Genomic DNA, 11,836 nt, shown 5'->3' with positions numbered 1-11,836 from the left:
ATTCCGACATATTATTTAAGAGCTTTCGCTCAATAATACTTTCGGGGGATGACTTATGTCACAGCTTATCAAAAAACGGGCTTTTCGTTCATCGAGCATTGCAAACACTTTGGCCCTCGTCCTGCTAGTCATCATCGTTGTCGTCTTCTCGATTCTCGGTACCTTCTTTTTTTCGAACACCAAAAGCATTCTGGTTGACCAGCAGGAGTCTATACTCATGACCCAAACACAGGGGATTGTCAGCCAATTCGATGCCTTATTTAAGGAAAAGGGCTCACTCGTCAAGCAAATGTCCACGAACGATCTTTTCAGGCAATATATTGAGAGTACAACACCAGATCAGGTGACCACATCCCCGCATGCTGCTGACACCATAGCGACCTTGGCAGAAATTGTTAAATCAGAGCCGTCCTTTGCCGATGCCTGGGTTGCCGGATTTTCCGGAAAGGGCTATTTCCTGCAAAATGACGGAGTGGCCTCCAAGTCTGATTTTGATATCCGTTCACGTCCCTACTTCAAGCCTGCATCCGACGCTGACGGCCTGTATTATTCAGAGCCCTATGCTGATGTCAACACCGGCACTTTGCTGATGGGTATCTTTTATCCGATTAAAAATGACAGTAATCAGCTGATCGGCTTTATTGCCGCAGACATTGCCTTCGATGATATTCCGTCCATCATGCAGAGCTACTCGCTGGGAAGCACCGGTTATTCCATCCTGGCCACCCGCTCCGGTGACCTGCTGTATCACCCCGACAAAGACAAAGTCATGAATGAAAAAATTAATGATAGCTCTGGTGACCTCGGCTTAATCGGCAAAAAAATGGTTAATGGCGAATCCGGCGTAGAGCTGATAAATGATAATGGTGAATCTCGTTATATCGGGTACGCTACCAGCAAGGATACAGGGTGGTCTGTCGGCTTGACCATTACTCAGCAAGAAGCGCTAAGCGAATTAAAATCCTTTACCCGCAGCACAATTGCCGGTTTTTCAGCAGCTGCCCTTCTTTTGGTGGTAATCTGTTATGTCACACTCCGGTACCTGCTGCGGGCTATACCAAGGCTGCTTACTGCAATCAAACGGATTGAAGACGGTGATCTGACGGTTCAGTTCAAAGAACATTCAGACAACGAAATCGGACAGATTGCCCAAGGTATCTCCAGCATGGTCCTGAAGATTCAAGGCATGATCCAAGTCATCAGCAATACTACCCAGGTGTTGAGCCAGTCTTCCCATAACCTGCAAAGTATTTCTGCCGGCACTGCCGTAACGATGAACGAAACGGCGACAGCCATCAATGAGATTGCCAACGCCACAAATTACCAGTCAACAGAATCAGAAAGTATCCTGCGCAAAACAGGGGCTCTGTCGGATCAGATTAACGAAATTACCAGTGATGCGCAGGCTGTGGAATCGATGGCGCAAATCTCTGTGCAGCTGAGCGAAACAGGTCTTGCCTTGGTAGAACAGCTATCCCAATCCGCTGAAGACAATCACAGATCAACTCAGGCAGTGTCGTCTATTATAGAGGCAATTGATACCAGCCGGCACGAGATTACGGGCATTGTGGGCACCGTTAATCAGATCGCCACCCAGACCAACCTGCTGGCGCTCAACGCTTCTATAGAGGCTGCACGTGCAGGTGAACATGGCCGGGGATTTGCGGTGGTAGCCGGAGAAGTCCGGAAGCTCGCTGAACAAACGGCATTAGCGACGCAGGAAATCTACAAAAAAGTCAGCGCCATTGAAGAAAAAACAGTAATCTCAGTAGAGCACACTAATAATGGCTTGAAGATTGCTGAGGAAAATGCCCGGTCCGTAGAGAATGCGAAGCAGGTCTTCTTTGATCTGAACAGGGATCTGGAGGAATTGAAGCTACGGATGATTCAGATCAGCAATAACACCTCCATTGTCCATAAGCACAAGGATGAGATTCTACAGGCTATTGAGATCATCTCTTCCACAACCGAGGAGAATTCCGCCTCCACACAAGAGGTGAGCGCCAATACACAGGAGCAATTAAGCAGCATCGAGCAGGTCGCCGAATTATCCAGACAATTGAGTCAAATCTCCCAAAGGCTGGAGGAGGAATTAAAACAATTTAAGGTTGAGTGACGGGACAATTATAGGGACTGCCCTACAGTCAAGCTAATGAATACAAAAGGCCTGCGCTTAGCGCAGGCCTTTTGTATGGGTGTTACGATAAACTTGCTTAACTGTAGAATTGCCAGAAAACCAGCAGCCCTGCCAGTACAGCAATCATTACGACGGGCAGTATGGCTGCCCGCTTATCACGGACGGTTAATGCAGAACGTTTTGATGTCCAGGATATTAACAGCACCGCAGCAAATAGCACCGCCAGTCCGGTCAGGACGTAGTTAATTACAAGCTGCGGATAGACTTCGGAATATGCACGCTCATTGTTGCTGAGCATCCTTAGAGCCAATATCAGATTGTTTGCCACAATGCCTGTCCCTGTGAGGGTAAGGCAGGTCAGCAGTCTGCGGCTCCCGGCGCCTGACACAGAGTGTCTGCTGGCTCTGCGTTTTTTCAAAACAGCCTGCACCAGCAATACAAACGGGGAGATAATGAAATAGACGACAGCCAGCACTGCAAGTAAGGCATTGATAATAAGCACAGGCATTGTTCTGCCGGCCGGCAGCGGTAAATAATCGGAGGTGTAGACTGAGATTGCCTCCACCTTGCCATCCCCCATCTTAGCGTACAGCATCGGCCAGACATCAAGTGCCGAATCTCCGCCCACCTTCTGGTAAAGGTACGGCTCAACCTGCTGATAGCTTCCAGTCATGCCTGCAAGAGATACCTGAAGCTGATTCTCACCCTGCGGCTTAAGCTTCATCAGCGTCAGATATGGAAATAGATTCATGAAGCCATACCCCGGGCGCCGCGCAGCCATGAACTCGCCCTGCACCGCAGAAGTATCGGGCAGATCCACAGCCTCTGTCAGCCCGCGCATGCCTACGATCTCTTTGGTGAGGCCATGCACGATATTGGATTCACCGGCCTGATTGGTCATAATAATAACTGCAAACCGGTCTTCAGGCACAAGCTGCAGATTCGTAGCAAAAGCAATCGTATTTCCGCCATGCCCCAGCGTCCGCAGCGTACCCGGATATTCCCAGAAGCCATGGGCAATGCCCGGCATCCCTTCAGCGCTGGAATAGCTGCGGGCCAGCATCGTCTCCAGCGTCTCCGGCTTCTCAAACAGTGGAGATTGTTCTCCTGCTGCAGGCATAAATGCCATTGCAAACTTAGCGAGATCCTCTGCAGTCCCGTTATTGCCGCCGTTAGGATACATGGACATATAATTCCATGATCCTTGCGTGAAGGAGCCCTCTTCTTCGAAGAAATATCCCCTAGCCTTATGCTCAAGCAGCTCGGGACGGTCTTCGACAACGGAATACGCAATGGAATCCTGCATGCCCAGCGGCTCAAAAATATGCTCCTGCACATAATCATGATAGGGCTGGCCGCTGATTAACTCCACAATATAAGCAGCAAGTGAATTCCCGTAGTTCGAGTAAGCCACCACCTCCCCGGGTCTGAAAATCTGTGCCGGCTGGGCAAGCCGCAGCCCTGCTTCCAGTGACTGTACCTCCTCAGGGGACTGATAGGCCATATCGAACATATACTCTTCAAATCCGGCATTATGGTTCATCAGGTTGAGCATCGTAACCGGCTCGCTGTATTTCAGCCTGGTCAGGAAATCCGGCGGCAGATAGCTGCGGATATCCTGATTCAGATCAAGCTTCCCCTGTTCAGCCAGCTGCATCACTGAAGTCCAGACTGCCAGCTTGCTGATGGAGCCCCACTCCATCACCGTATCCGGGGAGACAGGGATCTGCCGCTCTACGTCGGCGAAGCCGTAACCCTTGGACAGAACGATCCGGCCATCCTTCACCATAACAACGGATGCGCCTACCGTCTTTTGTCCTATGTATTCTTGTACATAATTGTCGACAAAGGCTTCCAGGCCGGCCAGCGGAATACCGGAAGGTGTCACTCCCTCTCCTGTCTTCTCAGCTGCAAATACTGTCACACTGCCGGATAATAGCAATAGGACCGATAATACAAGTATCATTCCTCTTCTTAACAATGAAACCTCTCCTTGTTGTCAGGTAAATTACTGCAGTCCCCCCTATTCTATCAAAATACCTTCCATATAGCCTAATAATCTAAAATAGTACCGATGATGCATCAGCCAGCATACCGGAGCATCCGGCCGGACTTTTACGAAGAAGCCTGCTGAGGCCTGCTGTTCCTGTCAGCGCCGTGCTCAGTCTATATAAGGACTGCTGACGCGAATTGGGAACGTTCAGGCTTTCCTGTATAATGAGAAACATTACGCCGGGTGTAACGTTATACTTACCGATCACCTATACCGGAAAGGATGAAGTAATTTGAGTTATACAGAACTGCTGGAGCGGAAAAGCGAACTTTTGAAAAAAACCGTTGAGAATTGGGTCTTAAAAGAAAACCGTGATGGCCTGAACCATCAGGAGGCTCATATTTACCGTAATATGCTTAAGGAATTCCATCAGAACGAGTATGAATTGAACGCGGTAAGCGATGAGAAAGCCATTAAACGTCAGGAATCCGGTTCTACGGATTAATCAGACTACTGGTTAAACACCTGGATAAACACCGGCCGGACTGGACTTCCGCAATCTTCTACTGCGAAGGATCAGTCCGGCCCCTACATATAACGCACTCGTCAGAATCCCCGCTATCGGTGAGATGATCCACTCTTTTCCCCAATAATGTCTAATATACCTTCCAAAATGCAATAGATCATTTACATTTCTCTCTCGAAAGGCTACAATTATCCCTAATACATTATCTGGAAAGGAACTGCAGCATGCTTGCTAACAACGTCCGTGAACTCAGGGCACGCTTCAGATGGTCGCAGCAGGACCTGGCTGATGCAATCGGAGCCACACGCCAGACCATAGGGCTGATAGAAAAAGGAGACTACTCCCCTTCTGTTACCCTCGCTCTAAAAATCGCCGCCGCCTTCCATCTGAATGTCGAAGATGTATTTTATCTGAAAGAAGAAGCTGAATAACAACTAGCGGTATTCGATCGAGAGGGGATTTAATCCAATGAATATAGCCGGCCGGTTACTCCGTTCCTTTAAAGACTATGATAATCAGAATAAATTAAAAAACCTTCAGCACAAAGCAGAGCTTATCAGAGCCAGAAATCTGGCAGCTTGGGACGATGAACAGCTTCAGAAGGAATCTCTCCGGCTGCAGATGGCTGCAAAATCCGGCACGGCTGTGGACGAGCTGCTGGTGGATGCTTATGCTGTAGTCTGTGAAGCGGCGAAGCGGACCCTCGGGTTACAGCCTTACAAGGTCCAGATTATGGCCGCCATTGCCCTGCACGAGCGTCATTTGATCGAACAGCACACCGGCGAAGGTAAAACTTTGTCTGCCGTTATGCCCGCTTATCTCAACGCGTTGACCGGACAAGGTGTACATGTGCTGACCTTTAATGATTATCTGGCTGATCGGGATGCACAGTGGATGGGACCGGTCTATCGTTTCCTGGGGTTATCCGTCAATGCGGTTCAAGCAGGCATGAGTCTGTCTCTGAAAAGGGAAGCGTATGCCAGTGATATAACCTATGTTACGGCAAAAGAAGCGGGATTCGATTATTTGCGCGACTCCATCGTATTAAACGAAGCCGATACCGTACACCGTCCCTTCCACTATGTCATTGTAGACGAAGCGGATTCACTGCTTCTTGACGAAGCCAGGGTGCCACTCGTCATCAGCGGCGACACAAGCACTTCAACGAATGAGGACCTGCGGTTCTCAGAAGTGGCCCGGCAGCTTCAAGCGGCTGAACATTACGACTTTGACGACTTTAAGCGCAATGTCTATCTGAATGAAGCAGGTGCTGTACAAGCAGAGCTGCTGCTGGGATGCGGCAATTTATATGACAGCCATAACAGCGATTTATTAACGTCTCTGAATTGTGCGCTGCATGTGGAAGCATTGATGAAAAAAGACATCGATTACATCGTCCGGGACGGTAAAATCGAGTTAATCGAAGAATACACCGGGCGCGTCGCGGAGAACCGGTATTTACCGGAAGGATTGCAGGCCGCGCTTGTTGCCAAAGAAGGACTAACTTCCTTAGCCGGCGGTAAAATCCTAGGAACGATCACCGTCCAGCACTTTATCAGCCTGTATCCGAAGATTTGCGGCATGACGGCAACAGCCCGTGCATCAGCTATGGAGTTCGATAAGACCTATAGCCTGCAGGTCGTGCAAATTCCGCCTAACCGTCCCAACAATCGGATAGACCATCCGTACCGGATCTATACCGATAAAGCAGCCAAACTTCATGCGCTTGTTAAGGATATATCCTCAGTCCATGCCACAGGACGCCCAATTCTCATAGGGACTTCAAGCGTCGAGGAATCAGACCAGCTGGCCGGGGCACTGACAGCCGCCGGTGTACCCTGCCATGTTCTGAATGCCAGGAACGACGCAGAGGAAGCCGGAATTATCGCCAAAGCGGGTGTGCTCGGTGCCGTGACCGTATCGACGAATATGGCAGGACGCGGTGTCGATATCCGGCTCGGCGGCGGCGATTCCCGGCAGGCTGACGCTGTTGCCAAGCTGGGAGGACTATATGTAATCGGTACACATGTGAACGAAAGTGTGCGGATTGACAATCAGCTGCGCGGGCGTTCCGGGCGCCAGGGCGACCCGGGTTCATCTGTATTTTTTGTAAGTCTGGAGGATGAGCTGATGCTGCGCTTCGGCAATGATAAGGCCGTTCGTACACCACGGCAGGATGACGCTCTCGAAGATCCGGCACTCCGCAGCACAATCACACATATACAGCGCGTTATTATGGGCCAGAACTTTGAAATCCACCAGGAGCTGAACGGTTATTCCGATATGGTAGAGGATCAGAGGCGGATTCTCTACAGTGAACGGCTGGATATTCTGAGAGACAGACAAGGGCTGAGCCCTTCGGAGCAGCGGGTCCGGCTCTATTATATTGACGAGTTTTGGGCTGAGCATTTGGCCTACATCTCTTACCTGCGCGAAAGCATTCATCTGGAGAGCCTTGCCAGCCGCAATCCGATTGACGAATTTCATCACCAGACCAGCCAAGCCTTCGAGCAGCTTCATGCTAAAATCGATAAGGCGTCAGCTAAAATGCTTGCTAAACTTGGAGGCTCGAATGATCCGGCAGATTGGGAAAAGCTCGGCTTGATGAGTCCCCCCTCCACCCGGACTTATATTATCAATGACCAATACATCCAGGATAAACGCAGCTCATGGACCGCTGCTACCGTACTGTCCTACTGGCTCCGCAAGCCTCTAAAGTGGATATTGTCACCGGTTATTAAGCTGCCTAAGTATTGAGCCGGCCTGGCTTCCAATAATGAGGCGAATCCATCAATTGTAACGGAGATTTATGATCGAGATATTATGCGATGTCGAATTATCGCAAACAATGTTGTAATTATTTTGCGAAGCTGTCCGTGATCGTTCCCGGCGGCTTTTTTGTGTTGACAATATTTCCTGTCTTCTGTTGCCATAGCAACGGAGTCACACTACTCACTCTGCTATACTAATACAAATGATATTGATTCTCATTATCATATTGATGAAACAAGGAGGCTACAGTTGCTCTACCCTGTGCATAATCTGAAAGGGACAACAACCCTTTTTCAGCCAAAATAATGATTTGAAAGGAATTCCACTATGAACCGTAAATCTTCATGCACTATTATTTTCAGTCTCCTGTTAAGCTTAACTTTTATTTTGAGTGCCTGTGCCGGGCAAAAGGAACCTCAAACAGCCGAATCTGCTGCCGTACCTACGGCCGCTCCCATAGAACAAATGAGCATTACAGTCGCCGGCCCGCCTTCTCCCCCTTCCTTACCGATACTACGAATGATTGAATCCAAAGCACTGGGCGATTCCGTCAGCATCAATTTTCAGGCCTGGGAATCTATCGATACGCTTACTGCCCTGGCAAACGATACGAAAGTCAGCTTCCTCGCCCTGCCGCTGAATAATGCCGTGGTTATGTACAATAAAGGGATGGACCTGTCTCTGATGAATATTAACACATGGTCTGTAATGGACATGGTTACTACAGATCCTGCTGTGCAGGGCTGGGCTGACCTCAAAGGAACAACGCTCTATGTACCGATGAAATCCTCACCGGTTGATTATATTACACAGACCTTTTTGAAGCAGAACGGGCTTGAACCCGGAATAGATATAGACCTGCAGTATACCCAGCTTGCCGAGGGTGCCCAATTATTGCTGTCTGGAAAAGCCTCTACAATCGTTAGTATCCAGCCGCAGATTACCGCGATTCAAATGAAAAATGACCAGGTGCGCTCCATCGTGGATTATAAAAAAGAATGGCAGCAGGTCACCGGTTTAAGCACGGATCTGCCTAACGCCGGCCTTGCCACTAAACAATCCGTCCTTACAAGCCAGCCTGAGCTGGTTGCCCGTTTCCAGGAGGAATATCAGAAAGCGCTGGAATGGACACTCGATAATCCCAAGGAAGCAGGTGCACTAGCCAACAAATACTTCAAGCTGGATGCAGCTGTTGTTGAACAGGCAATCCCCCACATGGCCCTGGCCTTCGCATCCGCTTCTGACAGCAAGGAGGTTCTGGCCACTTATTATCAGACCCTTATGAATTACAGCAAGGACAGCATTGGAGGCAAGCTTCCCGATGAACAGTTCTATTACCAGCCTTAGCAAAAAGGGACTGTCCCTGCTCGCCATCTGCCTGCTGTGGCAAATAGCCGCTATGCAGATGGACCCCTTCGTCCTGCCCGGGCCGCTGGAGACTATCCGGACCTTCCTGCATTATTTGGGTGACCCGGAATTCTATTACGCTGTTTACCGGACTCTTAAGAAACTGATTATCGGAATGATCTGTGTGCTGCTGCTGGGCGGGAGCCTGGGTCTGCTGATTGGACTCCGTAAGAGCTGTAAGCCCTATTTGGAGCCTGTAATCGATATGATGCAGTCCATCCCGCCAATCGCCTGGCTGGGCATCGCTATTATCTGGTTCGGTCTTACGGATGTCCCGTCTATTTTTATTATTGTACTGTCTACTACACCTGTTCTGGTTGTTAATCTGCACGAAGGTTTTGCCTCCATCGACAGCAAATTATTGCGGATGGCCCAGGTATACCACATTCCCCGTCAGAAGGTCTTGCGGCATATCATTCTGCCTTCACTCAGCAGCCATCTGAAGTCCGGGATGATAACAGCAGCCGGTCTGGGCTGGAAGCTCGCCGTGATGGCTGAGCTGCTAACCTCCACCGACGGCATCGGCAGCCTGCTGTCCGATGCCAGAACGAATCTGGAAACGAGCCGTGTATTTGCCCTGGCGTTGTTCATGGCTGTTTTCTGGAATGTAATCAAGCGGTGCATTATGTATCTGTTCCGCAGCAGAGTGAGTCTGCCCGCTCAGTTGAACAAATAAGGATGGGTCTTATGCTTATAACACTGCAAGATGTATCCAAATGCTATTCCGGAGTACCGGTCCTTGAGAAGATTAACCTTACCCTGCTGCCGTCCAAAATAATATGCCTGCTCGGTCCGTCAGGGGCAGGCAAATCAACACTGCTAAATATCCTCTCGCAGACGGAAGCCGCCGATTCCGGCAGCGTCCTTACCAGCCCCAAGCTGAAGCTCTCCTATGTTTTTCAGGAGGATTGTTTGCTGCCATGGTCTACGGTAAGCGAGAATATTGGTTTTGTGAGGGATAACGAGCCCGCTGCTGCCCGGGCGGAAATCAGCAGCTTTTTGGATGAGGTCGGCCTTTCCGGCTACAAGGATCATTATCCCCATCAGCTGTCCGGCGGGATGCGCCAGCGCTGTTCAATTGCCCGCGCCTTTTATCATGGAGGCAATGCACTGCTGATGGATGAACCGTTTCATTCCCTGGACTATCATCTGCGGTTTGATCTGGTGCACAAGCTGATTGTGCTGTGGGAACGAAGGCAATGCGCCATCGTATTTGTAACTCACGACATCGACGAAGCCCTGCTGCTGGGCGATGAAATTCTGATTCTGTCCCGGCATCCCGGCAGAATTGTAAAACGCATTGAGATTAACACGCCGCAGCGCAGCCGCTCCCTGAAGGATCAGGAGCTGATGCTGGCCCGGACTGATATTCTGGATCAGCTGCTGGATGCGCAATAGCATCATATAATTGGACATAGTACTGTTGCATTACGGCTTCCGCCCCAAGAATTCCAGTATTAGATCATTCACTAATTCAGGTCTTTCTAGCGGAAGCCCATGCCCGGTACGGGGAATAATCGAGGCTTCAATGTTATGTATCAGCTTGTTAGCCCGTTCAACGGCTCTATTTACATTATACTGGATATCCTGATCCCCTATTATCAGTAAGACAGGATTGCTAATTAACTGTAATTCATCATCGTTAAGGCAGGATACAAATAATCTGGTCCGGGGCAGCGCATGCTGCATACCCGTTATGAACTGGTTTTTGATTGTCTCATTTACGCTGTTCCCTTTCCCCGTCATATAATCCATAAATTTCGTTAACCTTGTTGTTGTGGGCATTAATCCTGCAAATAAGGAGCGTATGAAGAATTCTTTACTCTGCGGCTGCAGGCTTGCGCCCGGGGCTAAGGCAATTATCTTTTGAATACGTGAGAATAACCGGGCTGCAAGCACCAAAGCTATAAATCCGCCAAAAGAATGTCCGCATACATGAACCCTATCTATGTCCAGCCCATCAAGTACCTCAGCAAACCATGCTGCACATTCCTCTTTGCTCTTAATCGGCCGGGTTGAAATGCTTTTGTTAATATCACCGGGAAAATCAATTGCATACACCCGGTAACAAGTGCATACTGCTTCAATAGTATCCAGCCAGACTGTCGAACTGAATCCAAAACCATGCAGAAGAACCATTGGTTCGCCATCTTCCGGTCCCGCCACAAGAACATGGATATTACCAAAAGAGGTGGAAATATATTTAGACTCAACTTGAACTTTCCACAGCTGCAGCGTATTATCGTAAGCCTCCATCACTCTATCAGGCTTGCCTGCCTTCCTGTAGATTGAAATTACTTGATGATCTTCATACACTCAGCAACCCTCCCTCTTCTATATCCTTGCGGAACATGCTTAGAAAAAAATGAATATGCTTCACCATCATTTGTTCAACTCCTGCAGTTTCCTGTCCGTCAATTCTGCATAGAATAAAGGAGTTAACCATTTGAAGCAAAGGATACTGATACTGAATGGAGAGCATTCGGGGGTCGTACGGCTTGACTTGACCAAGAGCGATATATTTTTCAAACACCTCTGTCATACTATCCGTTATACCTGCAACAATATTGTTCAGATAGATTGCCCTCGCAACATCATCCCTGACTTGTTCCAGATAGATAATCCGCCATATTTTCTCCGTCTCCGGATTTTGGATATGCTCCAGAAAATTATGAAACCCCTGTGTCAAAAATAACTCTATATTCATAGCACCCGTAATATAATCAAGCCTATCCTGCGGCGGTATAATTTTTGCTATGTCCATCCTAAAGTTGTAATAAATCGTCTCCAGAATGAATGCTTTACTCTTAAAATGGTTGTACAGAGAGCTTTCCTTAATCCCGACCTCTCTGGTAATATCACGAATCGAAACGGCATTATATCCCTTTTGAGAAAAGAGATCTATAGCAACTTTTAGAATCAAATTTTTATTCTGATTCCCGATCAACACTCCTGTCGTATCAACAAATATCCCCGATACATCAACCGTATTCATAAAATA

At 48.7% G+C, this 11,836-nt stretch carries 10 protein-coding genes; 7 read left to right on the top strand and 3 right to left on the bottom strand.

The window, feature by feature from the left end; all coding sequences use genetic code 11:
• Window positions 1–55: 55 nt before the first annotated feature.
• Complete coding sequence (locus BN3772_RS13220) at window positions 56–2,116, top strand: methyl-accepting chemotaxis protein (protein ID WP_042199937.1); 2,061 nt, start codon at window positions 56–58, stop codon at window positions 2,114–2,116.
• A gap of 97 nt (window positions 2,117–2,213) precedes the next feature.
• Here the strand turns inward: BN3772_RS13220 and BN3772_RS13215 are convergent, their stop codons facing one another.
• Window positions 2,214–4,118: a serine hydrolase domain-containing protein gene (locus BN3772_RS13215; protein ID WP_157643592.1), complete on the bottom strand. Its 1,905-nt coding sequence runs from the start codon at window positions 4,116–4,118 to the stop codon at window positions 2,214–2,216.
• Window positions 4,119–4,422: 304 nt separating this feature from the next.
• Between BN3772_RS13215 and BN3772_RS13210 the strand changes: the two genes are divergently transcribed.
• The 6 genes from BN3772_RS13210 (at window position 4,423) to BN3772_RS13185 (ending at window position 10,233) form a co-directional block, all read left to right on the top strand.
• On the top strand, window positions 4,423–4,635 hold the full coding sequence (locus tag BN3772_RS13210; RefSeq protein ID WP_042199935.1) for a hypothetical protein: 213 nt from the start codon (window positions 4,423–4,425) through the stop codon (window positions 4,633–4,635).
• 245 nt (window positions 4,636–4,880) lie between these two features.
• Window positions 4,881–5,087 carry a helix-turn-helix transcriptional regulator gene (locus BN3772_RS13205; protein WP_042176301.1) on the top strand — a complete coding sequence of 69 codons (207 nt, stop codon included), beginning with the start codon at window positions 4,881–4,883 and terminating at the stop codon, window positions 5,085–5,087.
• Window positions 5,088–5,124: 37 nt separating this feature from the next.
• Complete coding sequence (locus BN3772_RS13200; RefSeq protein ID WP_042199930.1) at window positions 5,125–7,413, top strand: preprotein translocase subunit SecA; 2,289 nt, start codon at window positions 5,125–5,127, stop codon at window positions 7,411–7,413.
• A gap of 534 nt (window positions 7,414–7,947) precedes the next feature.
• Complete coding sequence (locus tag BN3772_RS13195) at window positions 7,948–8,775, top strand: ABC transporter substrate-binding protein (protein ID WP_052380496.1); 828 nt, start codon at window positions 7,948–7,950, stop codon at window positions 8,773–8,775.
• Window positions 8,750–9,511: an ABC transporter permease gene (locus BN3772_RS13190; protein WP_042199928.1), complete on the top strand. Its 762-nt coding sequence runs from the start codon at window positions 8,750–8,752 to the stop codon at window positions 9,509–9,511. Before BN3772_RS13195 ends, BN3772_RS13190 begins: the two co-directional genes overlap by 26 nt.
• Before the next feature lie 11 nt (window positions 9,512–9,522).
• Entirely contained in the window at window positions 9,523–10,233 is a 711-nt protein-coding gene (locus BN3772_RS13185) for an ABC transporter ATP-binding protein (RefSeq protein WP_042199926.1), read from the top strand.
• A gap of 30 nt (window positions 10,234–10,263) precedes the next feature.
• On the opposite strand, the gene BN3772_RS13180 is transcribed toward BN3772_RS13185, so the two are convergent.
• The gene (locus BN3772_RS13180) at window positions 10,264–11,151 is read right to left on the bottom strand and encodes an alpha/beta fold hydrolase (protein WP_244444736.1); all 888 of its coding nucleotides are present in this window, start codon (window positions 11,149–11,151) and stop codon (window positions 10,264–10,266) included.
• The gene (locus BN3772_RS13175) at window positions 11,144–11,830 is read right to left on the bottom strand and encodes a TetR/AcrR family transcriptional regulator (RefSeq protein ID WP_042199924.1); all 687 of its coding nucleotides are present in this window, start codon (window positions 11,828–11,830) and stop codon (window positions 11,144–11,146) included. The genes BN3772_RS13180 and BN3772_RS13175 overlap by 8 nt, the downstream gene beginning before the upstream one ends.
• Window positions 11,831–11,836 lie beyond the last annotated feature (6 nt).

It is taken from the genome of Paenibacillus camerounensis (genome assembly GCF_000723885.1).
Lineage (GTDB): Bacteria > Bacillota > Bacilli > Paenibacillales > Paenibacillaceae > Paenibacillus_AQ > Paenibacillus_AQ camerounensis.
Note: the sequence above shows the minus strand (reverse complement) of the source record. Positions and strands in the feature narration are given on the sequence as shown.